Source organism: Oscillibacter sp., assembly GCF_032060045.1.
In the GTDB taxonomy this organism is placed as follows: domain Bacteria; phylum Bacillota; class Clostridia; order Oscillospirales; family Oscillospiraceae; genus Oscillibacter.
In genome coordinates this window covers 1-16,445 of record NZ_DAMBZJ010000019.1, presented here as the reverse complement: position 1 = coordinate 16,445, position 16,445 = coordinate 1, and the positions used below count along the sequence as shown (strand labels likewise).

The window sequence follows — 16,445 nt, the reverse complement described above, 5'->3', positions numbered from 1 at the left end:
ACTGCTCCACCGCCGTGCCGTCCGGCATTTTTCCGAAATGCTGTTTCATTGGTGCATCCATCGCCATCCTCTTTTCAGCCCTGTCCGTAGTAGGCATTTTTGCCGTGCTTGCGTAAATAGTGCTTATCCAGCAGCTCCTGCTGCATGGGGGCAAGGCCGGGGGTGAGGGCCATGGCGTGGAAGTCCATAAACGCGCACTCCTCCAGCACCACCGCATTGTGCACCGCGTTGAAGGGGTCGGTCCCCCAGACAAATGGCCCGTGGCTGTGGACCAGCGCAGCGGGGACCTGCGTGGGGTCGATCCCCCGACTTTGGAAGGTTTCCACGATGACATTGCCGGTTTCCAATTCGTACTGCCCCGCAATCTCGCGCTCGGTCATCTTCCGCGTGCAAGGGACTTCTCCATAGAAATAGTCCCCCTGCGTAGTCCCAAGGGCGGGAACGCCCCGGCCGGCCTGCGCAAAGCTGGTGGCCCAGCGGCTGTGGGTGTGGACAATTCCCCCCAGATCGGGGAACGCTTTATACAGCACCAGATGGGTGTCCGTGTCGCTGGAAGGCTTATAGCGGCCCTCCACCCGGTTCCCTTCCAGATCCACAACCACCATGTCCTCCGCTTTCATCTCGTCGTACTCCACGCCGGAGGGTTTGATGACCATCAGGCCCCGGCTCCGGACGATGCCGGAGACATTACCCCAAGTGAACGTCACCAAATGGTGTTCCGGCAGGAGGAGGTTGGCCTCCAGCACCTGCTGTTTCAGTGTTTCCAGCATTTTTTCAGCTCCTTACTTCAACTTCCAGGCCAGATCACTGAGGAACAGATCTTGTTCCAGCCGCTCCACCGTGGTGTCCTTGCCGATGTGGACAAATTCAATGTCCATCATGGCGCACCAGTCCTTCATCTGCCCGGCAGTCACGTCATAGCTGAGCACCGTGTGGTGTGCTCCCCCGGCGGTAATCCAGCACTCCACGCCGGTGGTAAGCGACGGCTCCGCCTGCCACATGACTCGGGCCACCGGCAGATTGGGCATGGGCAGAATCGGCTTGACGCAGTGGATATCCTGACAAATCAGGCGCAGACGGCCTCCCATGTCCACAAGGCTGACCACAATGGCATCCCCTGCCTTGCCTTCAAAGACCAGCCGGGCGGGGTCCTTCTCGTTCATGCCGATGCCAAGATGGTGCGTTTCAATGCGGGGCTTCTCCGCGGCACAGCAGGGGCAGACTTCCAGCATATGGGCACCCAGACTGTATTCCTGCCCCTCCACCAGATGGTAGGTATAATCCTCCATGAACAAAGACGCGCCGTTTCCGTTTTCGCCCATGGCCTTCAAAATGGCGGTCATGGCGGCCACCTTCCAGTCGCCCTCGCCGCCGTAGCCATAGCCCTGAGCCATTAAGTGCTGAGAGGCAAGGCCCGGAAGCTGTTCCATACCGTAAAGGTCCTGAAATGTGTTGGAAAAGGCCGTGCAGCCCTCCACGTCCATCATTTTCCGGATGGCAATTTCCTCTCGTGCCTGATAGCGCACAAGATCGACGTTGTCCGTAGCCATGGTGTACTGGTTTTCATAAACGGCCATCAGCGCGTCGATCTCCTCCTCAGTGACAGCGCTCATCACCTGAACAAGATCGCCCACGGCCCAAGTATTCACCTGCCAGCCAAGCTTTGCCTGCACTTCCACCTTGTCGCCCTCGGTGACAGCCACTTCCCGCATGTTGTCCCCAAAGCGCATCACCTTCAGTCCCTTGGAGACGGCAACGCCCACGGCGGACTTCATCCAGCTTCCCATCCGTTCCCGCACTGCTTCGTCCTGCCAGTGCCCTGCAATTACCTTCCGAGGCATGCGCAGCCGAGCGGCAATGTAGCCGTGCTCCCGGTCGCCGTGGGCGGCCTGATTCAGGTTCATAAAGTCCATGTCGATTTCTTCATTGGGAATCTCCCGGTTGTACTGGGTAGCAAAATGGCAATAAGGCTTTTGCAGGTCTACAAAGCCGTTAATCCACATTTTTGAGGGACTGAAAGTGTGGCACCACGTGATGACGCCCGCACAGCGGTCGTCGTAGTTGGCCTCTTTAACCACGTCAGTAATTTCCCGGTTGGTTTTTGCGGTCAGTTTGTAAACCAGCGGGTACGGCAGCACCCGGCTCAGCTCCGCCGCCATTTCGGCGGCACGGGCATCCACCGTTTTCAAAACCTGAGGGCCGTACAGAAACTGGCTGCCCACCACAAACCAAAATTGATATTGTTTCATCGTGTTATGTTCTCCTTTTATAAATGGTCCACCGCGGTGCGCTCTACTGCAAGGCCCACGCGAAAACGCTCGAGATAGGTGCGAAAGCCAACGATGTCCTCCTCGTCGGGCCTCTGAACGGAGCCGGGGATTCCCGCAAAAACATCCCGGGCCAAAAAGTCCACCAGCGTTCGTCCCTGCCCGTTATGGAGATAGGCCGCCAGCAGTGCCATCCCGTAAGGTCCGCCCTCCCCAGCGGTTTCCATACAGGTGACGGGGGCGTTGCTGGCGGCAGCCAAATAGCGCTGTCCTACCACCGGGGTCTTAAAAAGGCCTCCATGTCCCGTCAAGGTGTCGATCATCACGCCCTCAGACGCCAGAATGTCCATGCCGATTTTCAGCGTGGCCATGGTGGCGTAAAGTTGAGAGCGGAGAAAGTTTGCTAACGTGAAGGAACTGTCCGGGCTGCGGACCACCAAGGGCCGCCCTGCGTCCAGATGGGTGACGCCCTCTCCCGCCAGATAGTTGTAAGTCAGCACACCGCCGCAGTCCGGGTCCCCTTCCAAACTCTTCTGATAGAGCTTGGTAAAAAGCTCGCCTGTGGAAACCGACGTACCAAAAAGCTCCGCCGTCTCCCCCAATATACCTGCCCACGCGTTCATGTCGCCCGTGCAGTTGTTGCAATGGACCATGGCCACGGGCGCGCCTGCTGGGGTGGTGACCATATCGATCTCTGGATAAACCTTGGAAAGCGGCTTTTCCAAAACCACCATAGAGAATATAGACGTACCGGCGGAGACATTGCCGGTACGGGGCGCTACGGCGTTGGTAGCCGTCATACCGGTGCCCGCGTCCCCTTCGGGAGGGGCAAACGGAATCCCCAGAGGAAGCAATCCGTCCAACAGGCGGGCGCCCTCCTCGGTCAGCTCGCCTGCCGGCACGCCGGCGGGCAGCACGCGGGGCAGCAAGTCACGGATGTTCCATGGCTGTTCGGCCGTCAGCGCTTCAAATTTTTGAAGCATTCCTTCGTTGTAATCGAGATTGGCGCTGTCGATGGGAAACAGTCCGCTGGCCTCACCGATTCCCACGGCATTGACGCCGGTGAGCATAAAATGGACATATCCGGCCAGAGTGGTGATGTGGGCAATCTGCTCCACATGGGGTTCCTTGTGCAATACAGCTTGATACAAATGCGCGATGCTCCAGCGCTGGGGAATATTAAAGTCAAAAAGTGCCGTCAGCTCCTCTGCCGCCTGCGCAGTCATGGTGTTCTGCCATGTGCGGAAGGGCGTGAGTAACTTCCAGTTTCGGTCAAAGGCCAAATAACCGTGCATCATGGCAGATACGCCCATGGCTTGCACCTGACGACGGTCCTGAATGCCCCCCAGCGCCGCCTTCAGTCCTGTCCAGACTTCCTCCAGCGGATACGTCCAGACGCCGTTTTCATAGCGGCTTTTCCATGTGTAATCCCCAGAAAAGACGGGGACGCAGGCCGTGTTCACGGACACCGCTTTAATGCGGGTGGAACCCAGCTCGATGCCAAGAAATGTGTTCATACGCACAAGCTCCTTCCGCTTACTGCTTGCTCTTGTTTTTCCGCAGGAGAACCACGCTTTGAATCACCAAGAACAGGCAGATCATGGCAGCCACGGTAATGTTGGTCCACCACGCTTCATCTAGTCCCAATGAGGAAACGATATTCTTGATGGTACTCAGAGACAGCACCCCGAAAAACGTGCCCGCAATGTTGCCCACGCCGCCGGTCAACATGGTGCCGCCGATGATAGAGGAAGCAATGGCGTTCATTTCCGCGCCGCTGGCGTGGGAGGGCGAGCCGGAACCAACATGGAGGAAGTACACAAAGCCGCCGATGCCCGCCAGCAATCCGCAAAGTAGGTAAGCCATGAACTTGGTGCGCTTGACGTTGATGCCCAACATGTTGGCGCTTTGGGTGTTGCCGCCCACGGCGTAAAAATTGCGGCCCAGTCTGGTCCAGCGTAGCAGGCAGAACAGCAGGATTGCCGTGACCACTGCCACCACCACGCCAATCTCCACATACGCGGGCACGTAAGCGCCCAGCTTGTTGACGGAACCCATCCCCGGCACATAGAGCCGGATGGCCTTCAGCGCCCGAAACGCTTCATTTTCCACATTGAACTGGGTAGCATTGACGATGGTGGTCATCCCCTTGGCGAAAAACATGCCCGCCAGAGTGACGATAAAGGGCTGAATCTCCAGATAGGCAATTAAAAAGCCCTGAACAACCCCAAACGCCAGCCCGATACCCAGCGCCAGCAGAAGCGACGTGAGCACGCTGCCGCCCTGATAGTCCAAATGGACGGCGCAGCTCATGCACACCAGCGCCGTCAGCGTACCCACGGAGATGTCGATGCCCCCGGTGATCATGACGATGCTCATGCCGCAGGAGAGAATAATCAGGCTGGCATTTTCGTTAAGAATGTTGAAAAAGGTCTGGGGTTTCAAAAAGCCGGAGCCCAGAAACAAAATCGCGCAGATGTACATGGCGATGAATACGGAGATGGTGATCATCAAAAGCAGGTTCGTGTCGGAAATGCCTCCGTGGCTTTTCAGCCGGGGTGTCTTCCCCACCGTCACAATGTTTGCGGTCGGCATATCAACCCACCTCCTTTGCCGGTTTGACAGGCGAGAATTTCTTGGAAAAAATCCCCAGCCGCTCCCGGACCACAGGGGCACTCAACACCACCAGCAGGATAACCACCACGGCTTTATACGCCGGCAGCGCACTGGACACCACGTTGAACTTGAACAGCGTGGTGGTGAGAAACTGAATCACGTACGCACCCAGAATCGAAGCAGTCATGTTGAACTTGCCGCCACTGAGGGCGCTGCCACCCAAAGCCACCGCCAAAATCGCGTCCATCTCGATATCCTTGGCCACAACGGAGTAGTTTATGGTGGAAAAGCGACTGACTTTGATAAAACCCGCCACCGCCACGCAAAGTCCCATAATCACATAGGTGATAAACTTGATGAAGGCGGGGTCAATGCCGTTGAGCCGGGAGGAATGGGCGTTGATCCCCACAACCTGGGTATAAAGCCCCAAATTTGTAAATTTCAGCATAGCTGCAATGACAATCATGCAGGCGACGGCAATAAAGACCGGCGTAGGGATTGGAATACCGGGAATAAAGTTGCCGAAATAGCCGAAGGTCGCATCGCTGATAATGGGCAGCTCGTTGTTGTTGATCCATGCGGCGATGGAACGTCCCGCCGTAAACAAAATCAGCGTTGCCACCATGGGCTGAATCTTAAAGTAGGCCACCAGTACCCCGTTGAAGGCACCGAAAAGCATAGATGCAAGGCAGCACACCAGAAAGGCCACGATAATGGGAGCGTGAAGCATTTCCGGGCGGGAGTCCGTCCCGCACAGCACCCGCAAAACAACGCTACCGCCAATGGCAATGGCTGCGCCCACGCTGATGTCCTGTCCTCCGGAGGCTGCGGTCACCAGCGTCATGCCGATGGCGAGGATTACCAGTTCGGAGGCATTGTCTAAAATCGTGATGAGATAACCGGACAAAACCGGATTCCCCGCGCTGTTGTGGTCCAGCGCAATGGCAAAAAAGGATGGATCGGCAATCAAATTGAATACCACCAGAATCAGCAGTGCCGCAATGGGAATAAAGATTTGGTGACGAGTCAGGCGGGAAAGCAGTGAGCCCGATTTCACACGCTGCGGCGGTGCCTGAACGGGTGTTTTTGTGGATGTTGTCATGGATTTTCACCTCCGGCGATGGTCGTCATGATCTTGTTCTGTGTCAGGTCATCCCCGGACAGTTCGCCCACCACCTTGCGGTCTCGCATCACGATCAGGCGGGAGCAGGTGCGCAGCATCTCGTCGATTTCCGAGGAGATGAACGTGATGCTCTTGCCCTGCGCCGCCAGCTTCAGCACAAGCTTTTGAATCTCCAGCTTGGTGCCGATATCAATGCCCCGGGTAGGCTCGTCAAGAATCAAGAACACCGGATTGGTCAGCAGCCAGCGCGCCAAAATGACCTTTTGCTGATTTCCGCCAGAAAGGGACTTGACCGGCGTATCGGCAGAGGCAGTTTTAATGTCCAGCAGCTTAATGTACTCTTCGGCAAACGCCTCCGCCTGCGCCCGGGTAAACGGGCGGAAAAATCCCTTCATCACCTGAAGGGCCAGAATAATGTTCTCCCGAACGGACAAATCGCCCACGATGCCGTCCTGTTTGCGGTCCTCAGGCAGATAACCGATGCCGTGCTTCATGGCATCCAGCGGCTTTGAAATCCGCACTTTTTTCCCGTTCATGGAAAGGATGCCACCAATTGCCCGGTCCGCGCCGAACAGCGCCCGGACGCATTCACTGCGGCCGGAGCCCAACAGGCCCGTAAACCCGTTGACCTCGCCCTTTTGAATGGAGAAATCAAAGGGTTTGATTCCGGCTGTGCTGGCAAGCTGGCAAGCTTCCATCACGCAGACGCCATCCGCGTCGAACGCGACCTGCGCCCCCACTTTGTCAACGCCGTCCAGATCGTCCAGCTCCTTGCCCAGCATTTTGGAAACCAGCAGGACTCTGGGCAGGTCCTCTATGACATATTCTCCGACCAACTGTCCGTCCCGCAGGACGGTGATGCGGTCGCAGACCTCGTATACCTGATCCAAAAAGTGGGTGACGAAGACAATTCCCACACCCTTGGATTTCAAGTTTATCATCAGATTAAATAGCTTGGCGACCTCCTGCTCGTCAAGAGAGGAGGTGGGTTCGTCCAAAATCAGCACCTTGCATTCCATATCCACTGCACGGGCGATGGCAACCATCTGCTGCACGGCAATAGAGCAGCTTGCAAGCTGCTGTGTGGGGCTGGCGGGGATACCCAGCGTGTTCAGAAGCTCCCCTGCGTCCCGGTTGATCTTTTTCCAGTTCGTCAGCGAACCCTTTGTCCGCCCGATGTACATGTTCTCCGCCACGGTCAGATTGGGACAGAGCGTAATTTCCTGATAGACCGTGCTAATGCCCATTTCCTGCGCGTCCTGTGGGGATTTGATGACGGCGGGGCCGTCGTAACCCCGTATGTAGATGGTTCCCTCGTCCTTCGGGTACACACCCGTGAGAACCTTAATCAATGTGGATTTTCCCGCGCCGTTTTCACCCATCAGAGCATGGATTTCTCCCTCGCGCAAGGTAAAGTCCACATCCTGCAGGGCGCGTACGCCCGGAAAATTCTTGCAAATACCGCGCAGTTCCAATACGGCGCCCTCTTGCATAGCTTCTTCGCCTCCAGTCAAGGATGAGATACTTAAAAATAAAAGGGGCGCGCGGCGCGGATACAAGGATCAAGCATCCAAATATGCCGTACCGCGCGCCCCGGTTTATTTGAGATTGAACGCTGCCGGATCTTAGATACCGTAGGTATCCACGTCGGCCTGGGTGATGGTGGAGGCGTCAAAGCCCTTCTCGTCCATGATGACAACCTTCTCGGCAGGGGCATTGCCCTTCTCCAGCTCATGGATGATGTCGTTGATGTAGGAGGCCTGGAACGGGTTGCACTGTCCGTCATAGTTCCAGTTGCCGGCCAGCAGCTCTTCAAGGGCCCACTTGTTGCAGTCAAAGCCCATGACGATCACGTCGCCGTTCACACCGTGAGAAATGTTTGCCTTGTCCAGCGCAGCCACGGCGCCCTTGGCCATGTCGTCGTTCTCAGCATAAATGACGTTGAAAGACTTGCCGGAGTCGATGACAGACTGCACGATCTGCTGTGCGGTTTCCGCATTCCACTCTGCGGTCTGCTGGGTAATCATGTTCCAGTTGTCATTGGCGGACACCATCGCGTCCAACGCGCCGGTACGGCCAATCTGCGCGGCGGAGCCCATCACGCCCTGAATATGAATGACATTATATGTATCCAACTTCTGGCCTGCCAGCCAATCCACGGCGGTCTGGCCTTCCTTGGCCATATCGGAGACAATCGAGGCCACATACAGGCTCTCGTCCGCGTCAATGGTGCGGTCGAACAAAATGACCTGAATGCCGGCGGTCTGCGCATCCTGCAGGACGGAATCCCAGCCGGAGGTGCCTGCCGCAGAGATCAGCAGATAATCCACCTCGTCCTGAATAAACTTCTGGGCGGCGGCAATCTGCTCGTCATTTTTCAGGCTGTACGCAAAAGAAGCCTCGTAACCGTTGGCCTCCGTAAAGGTGGCCTTCATATCCTTATCATTGGCGGTGCGATAGCCGGATTCGTTGGGGTCGTTGTTAATGATACCGACTTTGATCAGGTCGCTGCCGCCCTCGGGGGCGACGGAGGCGCTGCCGGCGGAACCGGCGCTCCCGGCAGGAGTGCTACCGTTGCCGCCACAGGCGGCCAGAGCGAGCACCATGCAAAGAGACAATGCAAGACTAAGCAACTTTTTCATGTTTCATCCTCACTTTCATTCATCGCGTTTCGTGTGGTACGAAAACCGTCATCCGGAAGTACTTCCTTCCTCCGTCAGGCTTTCTTGTCTGCATTAAACCTGATTCTGGTCATAAAGTCAATATGCGCTTGTGCTATTTCACTACATTTGTATGCATAAACAAAACAAATTTTACAAAAATTTAAAATCAAAATACAAGTTTTGAAATTCAATTGCTTTTTGCTAAATAATTGTTTAATATTTTACGGTAAGACAGTTCATTTGTTTGTTATTCTATGATTCGGGCAAGGACCTTTTTGGCAGAGACAAGCATATATACTTGCCCATTTCCGGCCTAAAGGCGGGAATTTCTTTTCGCAAAGTAGATTATTTTATGGTCTGCATGTCCAACTTCTTGTACAAGGAGCTGGTAAGATTCAGAATTTGTTTTGGGCATATTGCGAAAATAGTTGAAAAATTAACTTTATTTTTTAGGTATATTGTGGTAGCTCTGGTATAATTAAATGATCGATTAAAGCGACAGAGGTGGATACAATGGCATCAAAGTACAGTGTTTTAGCAGGTATCCTGCGGGAGGAGCTGCTACACGGAGGCATTTCCGGTGGTTACAAATTTCCCACGGAGGCAGAACTGGCCCGACGTTATCGGATGAGCCGACAAACCGTTCGGCACGCGATTCAGCTTTTGGTAGAGGAAGGTCTGGTGGCAACCCGGCAAGGCAGCGGCATCTATGCCACCGGAAAGCCGGTGGATGTCGCGTCCCGTCAGGTTGCGGTGATTACGTCCTTTCTGGACGACTACATTTTCCCAACGGTGCTCCATGACGCGCAGACCGTTTTTGCGCAGGAGGGCTATTCCACGCTGGTATTCTCCACAGAGAACGAGGTCATGCGGGAGCGGGAAATCCTATGCAAACTGCTTTTAGAGCCCGTGCGGGGAATTTTGGTGGAGGGTGCGAAAACCGCCCTGCCCAGTCCCAACATTGATTTGTACCGGAAGCTGCGTCAGGCGGACATCCCAATTGTCTTTCTTCATGGTGCCTATGCCGAATTGGCGGGCGTCCCGTGTGTCTCCGACGACAATTACGGCGGCGGCTATCAGCTTGCCCGCTATCTCATTGGAAAGGGGCATAAAAACATTGCCGGAATTTTCAAAAGCGACGATATTCAGGGACCTCAGCGCTATCACGGCGTGGTTTGCGCCCTGCGGGACGCGGACCTACCCATCCGAGACGACCGATTTCGCTGGTATGATACCCATGACCGGACCGTGCTGCTGAACCAACGGGATCCACAGTTACTCCGTCACCTTTTGGAGCCCCACGCCTCTGCCTCCACGGCGGTCATCTGCTATAACGATGAAATCGCCTATCTGTTGGTGCAGGTGCTGCTTTCGATGAAAATCAGAGTGCCGGAGGATATGTCCGTCGTCAGCTTCGACAACAGCTATTACAGTCAGATCGGCTCCACGCCCATCACCTCCCTGTGCCACAAGAACAACAAAATGGGGCATGTCGCCGCCGAGCAGTTGATTCACATGTTTCAGGGCCTGGGCGGCTCGTCCCATGCGCTGGGCTGGGAACTGATGGAGCGCGCCAGCAGTTAATCTCGCGGGCGGGATTTTGTAATTAAAACCGCGATGGAAGTTTTTGGTCGGATATGCTATGCTGTTAAAAAAGGCGGCGGGGACCGTCTGGGGGAGGGACCATTTTGCTGCGCGTATTTTTAGTGGAGGACGAAAGCATTATCCGGGAGACTCTGCGGGATACAGTGCCTTGGGGGCAGTATGGATACACGTTCGTCGGTGAAGCCGGCGACGGCGAGCTTGCTCTGCCCATGATCCGCCAGACAAAGCCGGATGTGCTGATTACCGATATCCGGATGCCTTTTATGGACGGACTGTCCCTGAGTAAGCTGGTGCTCAGCGAGTTGCCAAAAACAAAGGTTATCATTATCTCCGGCTATGACGACTTTGAATATGCCCATCAAGCCATCGACATCGGCGTGGAGCAGTTTTTACTTAAGCCCGTCACCAAAAGCAAGCTTTTGGAAGTGTTGGAGCATATCCGCGAAAAAATTGAGAGCGAGCGGGTTCAGGGGGGCTACCTGACCCAGTTTCACGTGGAGGCACAGGAATACGAGCAGTATGCCCGCCGCCGCTTTTTCGAGCAGGTGGTAGCCGGGCAACTTTCCATCCAGCAGATTTACGAACAGGCCGACCGACTGGATCTGGACCTGCGTGCCCAGTGCTATACCATTGCGTTTTTCTCGACCCTTCCTGAAAAGCCGGGGGAAACGGAGCATTACTCAGAACCGGGGGCACAGATTCGGGACGCGCTGTTGGAACATTTTCTGAAATATCCGGAATATATCCTACTGCGCTGGAACCTGACCACCTACGCCGTGCTGCTCAAGGGAGAAACCGCACGAATGCCCGACTATATCCGGCGATGCATCGACACCGTGCAGGGCCGGTATGAGTCCGGCCCTTGCGAAATAAGCTGGTACGTGGCGGTGGGAACGCCCACCCAGCGGCTGAGCACGCTGCCCGCCTGCTTTGAAGAGGTGTCTCGCCTGTGGGCGTACCGGCACATCGTGCCGGAGCGGCATGTCCTGACGAAGGACACCGTGGACTTTTTTGTGGGCACCGGCGGTGACGGCAATTTGATGCGACTGGATGCAGCAAAGGTCAACCCCTCCATTTTGCTGGGAGTGATGCGTAGCGCCGGTGTGGAGGAAATCCCCAATTTTGTGGATGAGTATCTGGGCGGCATGGCAGAGGCGCTGGAATCAAAGCCTTTTTGCCAATATCTCATGCTCAGCGCCCGTTTTACCGCCGCGGAGTACGCACAGGCATTGGGCTGTGCACAGGGGACATTTTTAGAAAACCTCGGTTGTTTGGAGCAGGTGGGCCGAAATGTCACAGCGGAGGAGCTGAAAGAATACCTAAGTGAGATTTTAATTGCTGCAGCAGACCTGCGGGATAAAACTTCTAACCGCCAGTTCCATGGCCTTTTGCAGCAGGCGGTCAGCTATCTGGACCAGCATTATACGGAAAACGAGCTTTCGCTCAACCGGGTGGCTCAGCAGGTTAATATCAGTCCCAACTACCTTTCCGCCGTATTCAGTCAGGAGATGGGCTGCACCCTGACGGAGTATCTGACGGAAAAACGAATGGAAAAAGCACGGGAGCTGTTGCGTTCCACTACCAAGCGCTCAGGAGAAATCGCGTTTGAAGTGGGGTATAAGGACCCCCACTATTTCAGCTTCCTCTTTAAAAAATCGCAGGGCTGCACCCCACGGGACTATCGTGCCGGGAGGGGCAAGACATGAAGCTGTTCGGCAATCCTGACAAACCGGTTTCCGTTCAGAGCAATATGCGTCAGCTTCTGGTGTCCTTCGCCATGCCCGCCATCGTGGTTTTGGCAGCAATTTTAGGGCTACTCGCAACCTACAACCGGCACTACGAGGGACTTTTGCACAACGTGACCACCGCTTCGGAATTCAATCAAGATTTCAAGGAAACCATTGACCTGAAAATGTACTACTATGTCATTGAAAGCCAATATTCCGAAGGACTGCCCGTCGGAGAAGTGGAGGATGCCCAGCTTCTGGCCCGGAATCTGCTGCGCACCACCACGCAGAAGGAAAGCCGTTTGGCCATTTCCAGCGTGCTGGACTTGTGCGAAAATCTGGAGGAGAAGATTTACCAGATCGAGACAATCCAAAGCTATGACGAACGTCAGGCCCAGCTTGAAAACAACGTCTATGTGCTCACTTCCCTGATTCAGGAGTATATGTACACCTATCTCTATCACGAAGCAGTTTACCTGAGCACCCTGCAATCGCAGTTTTCCCATCAGATTCTGGCAGAGGTCGTGCTTGTGACGGTTCTTATCATCGGTCTGGTGCTGCTTTCCACTCGCCGAAGCTTCCGTCTGGGGCAATCCATTACGGCGCCGATTGTGAGTCTATGTGACCGGGTGGAAGCCATCAGTGCGGGGGACTTAAATGCGTATACGCCGGTGCAGTCCGAAATGTATGAGATTCAGACCCTGAGCGTGGGTGTAGAGCAAATGGTGAGCCACCTCAACGCGCAAATTCGGGAAAATACGCAAAAGCAGGCCACTCTGCGACGAACGGAGCTGGCGCTGCTTCAATCCCAAATTAACCCACACTTTTTGTACAATACCATGGATACCATCATCTGGCTCATTGAAGCGCATAAACCGCAGGAGGCGGTGGAGATGGTTTCCAACCTCTCCGATTTTTTTCGCCATTCCCTGAGTAAGGGCCGCGACGTCATCTCCTTGCAGGAGGAGGGGCGCCATGTTTGCAGCTACCTCCAAATCCAGCAGGTACGCTATAAGGATATTCTGCACTACACCGTCAACATTGCTCCGGAGGTGGAGGCATTCCTGATTCCAAAGCTCACGTTGCAGCCGCTGGTGGAAAATGCTCTCTATCACGGAATTAAGATGAAGCGGGGGCTGGGCCACATCTACGTGGTGGGCCGGGCGGAGGACGGCGACGTGGTTCTCCAGGTGACGGATGACGGCGTGGGAATCCCTCCCCAGCGGCTGGAAGAGTTGCGTCAGGCCATGGCCCAGGGCAAGCGCGTGGGGTTTGGCCTCTCCACGGTGCACGAGCGCATCCGGCTGTTTTTCGGCCCGGGCTACGGGCTGGCGCTTTCCAGCCGTTTAGGAATCGGCACCACGGTGACGATTCGGATTCCAAAACGCTCTTTGCAGGAGGAACGTACGTCATGAAGTTGCGATGGATACTGCCTGCGCTGATTTCGGCAGCGGTCCTGTCCGGCTGCGCCGGAAAGGCCCCCTCTTCCCCGGCCGAAGAAGCTTTGATTGTCGTGGGCATCTCTCAGGTGGGGGCCGAATCCGACTGGCGGGTGGCCAACTCTGAATCCATGAAGGGTGTTTTCACGGAGAGCGACGGCTATCGCCTTTTGTTTGAGGACGCCAAGCAAAAGCAGGAAAATCAAATCACCGCCATCCGCAAATTTATTCAGCAAAAGGTGGACTATATCGTGCTGCTGCCCCTGCGGGAAACCGGATGGGATTCCGTACTTCAGGAGGCCAAGGAAGCTAACATCCCCGTGATTGTGGCGGACCGCATGGTGGACGTGGAGGATGAATCGCTTTTTATCGCCCATGTAGGCTCCAATTTCCGTCAGCAAGGGGAAAAGGCGGTGGCCTGGCTGGAGGACTATGCCCGCGCCGCCAAAAAGGAAACGCTGAATATCATTCATATTCAGGGCACAATCGGCTCAACCGCCCAGATTGGCCGCACAGCGGCGCTGGAGCAGGCCTTGGAAAACCACGCGAACTGGACGCTGCAAGCCCAGCTGGACGGAGATTTTACGCAGGCCAAGACCTATGAGGAAGTGACGCAGTATCTGTCCGAGCAAAAAGTCCCCCCCGAAATTGATGTGGTCTACTGTGAAAATGATAACGAGACCTTCGGCGCCATCCAAGCGCTGGAGGAGGCCGGATACACCTGCGGTGAAGGCGGCATTGCCGTCATCTCTTTCGATGCCACTCGCAACTGCCTAACCCAGTGTCTAAACGGAAAAATATCTTTGGCGATGGAGTGCAATCCCCTTCTGGGCCCACTGACAGCGGGCGTTATCCGGATTCTGGAGAATGGCGGCACCCCTGAAAAAGAGCACTATATTGAAGAACGTTCCTTTACAAAAGAAACGCTAACGGAGGAATTGATTGCCGCGCGGCTATACTGAAATCAGAAGGTTTCTTTGGAATCGATTCAAGACGCCGAAGGAACCCTTAAAAAGCGGAAAGGACAGAGATAGAATCTCTGTCCTTTCCGCTTTTTGCCCAGATTTAATCAGCACCCGCTTCCATATGCCCCCTCAGTTACATAGAAATCCGCCGTCCACCTGAATGACGTTCCCCGAGAGATAATTCGAAGCAGCGGAGGCCAGAAAAACAGTTGCGCCCTTCATATCCTCCGCCCTGCCCCAGCGTCCCGCAGGAATGCGCCCGGTAATCCGCGTACCCGCCTCGCTGACCATAAGGTCATGGCTCAGCTCCGTCTCCATATACCCCGGCGCAATGGCATTTACATTGATTCCATGGGGCATCCATTCGTTGGACAGCGCCTTCGTTAACTGAACGACTCCGCCTTTGCTGGCAGAATAGGCTACCACATTTTGCCCGCCGAAAAAGGAGGTCATGGAAGCGATATTGATGATTTTGCCGGACCCTTTCGCCAGCATCACCCGCCCCGCCAACTGCGACAAATAGAACATGGCTGACAGATTGATTGCAAGCAGGCGCTCCCATTGCTCCGCGGGAAATTCCTCCGCAGGGCAGCGAAATTGAGTCCCCGCCCCATTGACCAGAATGTCCAGCGAGCCGCCCAGTAGCGCAACCGCCCTTTGAAAAGCGGACTCCCTTGAGGCTTGGTCAGTCAGGTCGCCATCCACGACGAAATAATCCGGCTCCGTCAAACCGGCACGCAGGGCTTCCAGATTTTTAGGCGACCCGCCCAGCAGTACAACGCTTGCCCCAGCCTCCCGCAGGGCACGGGCTTGTGTAAAGCACAGGCCCGTTGTTCGCGAGGCCCCAGTGATAATCGCCTTTTTTCCCGTTAAGTCAAACATCATCCCTCTGCTCCTTACCCCAGCAGCCGTGGCAGCAGCAGGGTGATGGGCGGAATGTAGGTAATTGCCAGCAGCCCGATCAGCATGGCAAGAATCAGCATCCACGACTCCTTCAAAAATTTGTCTATACCTATTTTAACAATAGAGCAAGTCAAAAACATCAGCGTTCCAAACGGCGGCGTGATACCGCCCAGCGTGACATTGATACACATGACGATTCCAAAAAGAATTGGGTCCACGCCCAGTGCGACCATGGTGGGCACCAGCAGCGGCGTGAGAATAATCAGAGACGCGGTCCCTTCCAAAAACATTCCCACCACCAGCAAAAACAGATTTACAAGCAGAAGCATCACATATTTGTTGGTTGTGATGATCAGCAAAACCTCGGAGAGTTTGGTGGGAATCTGCTCCCAGCTCATGTAGTTTCCAAAAGAGGCTGCCGCGCTGATAATCAGCATCACACCCGCCGTGCTGACGACACATTCCTTGATTATTTGGGGAAACATGCTGATTTTCAGCTCTTTATAGATAAAAACACCCACAAAAATGCAGTAAAACATGCAGATCGCACCGGCCTCGGTGGCTGTAAACACGCCCATCCGCAGGCCCATAATAATTCCCAGCGGAATCATCAATGCCCAAAATGCCTCACGCAGCATGCGCAAGGCATCCACCAGCCTCACCTTTGTGGTTCTTGTTCCCAAATAGCCGTTCTTTTTAGAGACAAAATGCACCGTGACCATCAGTCCAATCATCAGGAAGATGCCCGGGCCGTAGCCAGCTAGAAACATCTTCGCAACGGACACGTTAGCTAGGCTGGCGTATAGAATCAGGCAGATGCCCGGCGGGATGATGGGAGTGAGAACTGAGGATGCGGCCGTGACTCCGGCAGAAAAGCCCTTGCTGTACCCTCGTTTGGTCATTTCCGGGACCAACATCTTGGACTGCATGGCCGCATCGGCGTTCGCTGACCCGGAAACGCCGCCCATTAGCGCACTGAGAACCACGTTGGACTGCGCCAGACCGCCCACCATGCGCCCGGTGAGCATATCGGCCACATTCATCAGGCGCGTGGCGATGCCCGAGTAGTTCATGATGACACCTACCGAGACAAAAAATGGAACTGCCAGCAAGGTAAAAGACTCGCCCTGTGCCACC

Annotated in this window: 13 protein-coding genes; 4 read left to right on the top strand and 9 right to left on the bottom strand. The window is 55.1% G+C overall.

Translation table 11 applies throughout. The annotated features are described in order from the left end of the window. Nucleotides 1-74: 74 nt before the first annotated feature. The 7 genes from araD to RT018_RS09110 form a co-directional block, all read right to left on the bottom strand. Nucleotides 75-770: an L-ribulose-5-phosphate 4-epimerase gene (gene araD / locus RT018_RS09140; RefSeq protein WP_312941240.1), complete on the bottom strand. Its 696-nt coding sequence runs from the start codon at nucleotides 768-770 to the stop codon at nucleotides 75-77. A gap of 12 nt (nucleotides 771-782) precedes the next feature. Then, nucleotides 783-2,249: an L-arabinose isomerase gene (gene araA, locus RT018_RS09135; RefSeq protein ID WP_312941238.1), complete on the bottom strand. Its 1,467-nt coding sequence runs from the start codon at nucleotides 2,247-2,249 to the stop codon at nucleotides 783-785. A gap of 17 nt (nucleotides 2,250-2,266) precedes the next feature. Next, nucleotides 2,267-3,784 (bottom strand): FGGY-family carbohydrate kinase, encoded by a 1,518-nt coding sequence (locus RT018_RS09130; RefSeq protein WP_312941236.1) that lies wholly within the window; start codon nucleotides 3,782-3,784, stop codon nucleotides 2,267-2,269. Nucleotides 3,785-3,803: 19 nt separating this feature from the next. Further along, entirely contained in the window at nucleotides 3,804-4,862 is a 1,059-nt protein-coding gene (locus tag RT018_RS09125; RefSeq protein ID WP_312941233.1) for an ABC transporter permease subunit, read from the bottom strand. 1 nt (nucleotide 4,863) lies between these two features. Continuing rightward, nucleotides 4,864-5,985, bottom strand: a complete 1,122-nt coding sequence (locus RT018_RS09120; protein WP_312941231.1) for an ABC transporter permease — start codon at nucleotides 5,983-5,985, stop codon at nucleotides 4,864-4,866. Beyond that, nucleotides 5,982-7,499 carry a sugar ABC transporter ATP-binding protein gene (locus RT018_RS09115; RefSeq protein WP_312941230.1) on the bottom strand — a complete coding sequence of 506 codons (1,518 nt, stop codon included), beginning with the start codon at nucleotides 7,497-7,499 and terminating at the stop codon, nucleotides 5,982-5,984. Before RT018_RS09115 ends, RT018_RS09120 begins: the two co-directional genes overlap by 4 nt. Before the next feature lie 132 nt (nucleotides 7,500-7,631). After that, nucleotides 7,632-8,648 carry an ABC transporter substrate-binding protein gene (locus RT018_RS09110; protein ID WP_312941228.1) on the bottom strand — a complete coding sequence of 339 codons (1,017 nt, stop codon included), beginning with the start codon at nucleotides 8,646-8,648 and terminating at the stop codon, nucleotides 7,632-7,634. Nucleotides 8,649-9,182: 534 nt separating this feature from the next. On the opposite strand from RT018_RS09110, the gene RT018_RS09105 reads away from it, so the two are divergent. From RT018_RS09105 to RT018_RS09090, 4 genes are all read left to right on the top strand, one after another. Next, nucleotides 9,183-10,253, top strand: coding sequence for a GntR family transcriptional regulator (locus RT018_RS09105; protein ID WP_312941226.1), 1,071 nt, complete (start codon nucleotides 9,183-9,185; stop codon nucleotides 10,251-10,253). A gap of 104 nt (nucleotides 10,254-10,357) precedes the next feature. Then, entirely contained in the window at nucleotides 10,358-11,980 is a 1,623-nt protein-coding gene (locus tag RT018_RS09100) for a response regulator (protein WP_312941225.1), read from the top strand. Further along, the gene (locus RT018_RS09095; RefSeq protein WP_312941224.1) at nucleotides 11,977-13,416 is read left to right on the top strand and encodes a sensor histidine kinase; all 1,440 of its coding nucleotides are present in this window, start codon (nucleotides 11,977-11,979) and stop codon (nucleotides 13,414-13,416) included. The genes RT018_RS09100 and RT018_RS09095 overlap by 4 nt, the downstream gene beginning before the upstream one ends. Then, nucleotides 13,413-14,402 carry an ABC transporter substrate-binding protein gene (locus tag RT018_RS09090; RefSeq protein ID WP_312941221.1) on the top strand — a complete coding sequence of 330 codons (990 nt, stop codon included), beginning with the start codon at nucleotides 13,413-13,415 and terminating at the stop codon, nucleotides 14,400-14,402. Before RT018_RS09095 ends, RT018_RS09090 begins: the two co-directional genes overlap by 4 nt. A gap of 132 nt (nucleotides 14,403-14,534) precedes the next feature. Here RT018_RS09090 and RT018_RS09085 read toward each other — a convergent pair whose 3' ends face one another. Then, nucleotides 14,535-15,290, bottom strand: a complete 756-nt coding sequence (locus RT018_RS09085) for an SDR family oxidoreductase (protein WP_312941219.1) — start codon at nucleotides 15,288-15,290, stop codon at nucleotides 14,535-14,537. An 11-nt stretch (nucleotides 15,291-15,301) separates the two neighbouring features. Then, the coding region (locus RT018_RS09080; protein ID WP_312941216.1) for a TRAP transporter large permease at nucleotides 15,302-16,445 on the bottom strand (1,144 nt) is incomplete at its 5' end.

What these genes read in the sequence shown, in the direction of transcription:
- araD (WP_312941240.1), bottom strand. Translation starts at nt 770, where the DNA reads ATGCTGGAAACACTGAAACAGCAGGTGCTGGAGGCCAACCTCCTCCTG.
- araA (WP_312941238.1), bottom strand. Translation starts at nt 2,249, where the DNA reads ATGAAACAATATCAATTTTGGTTTGTGGTGGGCAGCCAGTTTCTGTAC.
- RT018_RS09130 (WP_312941236.1), bottom strand. Translation starts at nt 3,784, where the DNA reads ATGAACACATTTCTTGGCATCGAGCTGGGTTCCACCCGCATTAAAGCG.
- RT018_RS09125 (WP_312941233.1), bottom strand. Translation starts at nt 4,862, where the DNA reads ATGCCGACCGCAAACATTGTGACGGTGGGGAAGACACCCCGGCTGAAA.
- RT018_RS09120 (WP_312941231.1), bottom strand. Translation starts at nt 5,985, where the DNA reads ATGACAACATCCACAAAAACACCCGTTCAGGCACCGCCGCAGCGTGTG.
- RT018_RS09115 (WP_312941230.1), bottom strand. Translation starts at nt 7,499, where the DNA reads ATGCAAGAGGGCGCCGTATTGGAACTGCGCGGTATTTGCAAGAATTTT.
- RT018_RS09110 (WP_312941228.1), bottom strand. Translation starts at nt 8,648, where the DNA reads ATGAAAAAGTTGCTTAGTCTTGCATTGTCTCTTTGCATGGTGCTCGCT.
- RT018_RS09105 (WP_312941226.1), top strand. Translation starts at nt 9,183, where the DNA reads ATGGCATCAAAGTACAGTGTTTTAGCAGGTATCCTGCGGGAGGAGCTG.
- RT018_RS09095 (WP_312941224.1), top strand. Translation starts at nt 11,977, where the DNA reads ATGAAGCTGTTCGGCAATCCTGACAAACCGGTTTCCGTTCAGAGCAAT.
- RT018_RS09090 (WP_312941221.1), top strand. Translation starts at nt 13,413, where the DNA reads ATGAAGTTGCGATGGATACTGCCTGCGCTGATTTCGGCAGCGGTCCTG.
- RT018_RS09085 (WP_312941219.1), bottom strand. Translation starts at nt 15,290, where the DNA reads ATGATGTTTGACTTAACGGGAAAAAAGGCGATTATCACTGGGGCCTCG.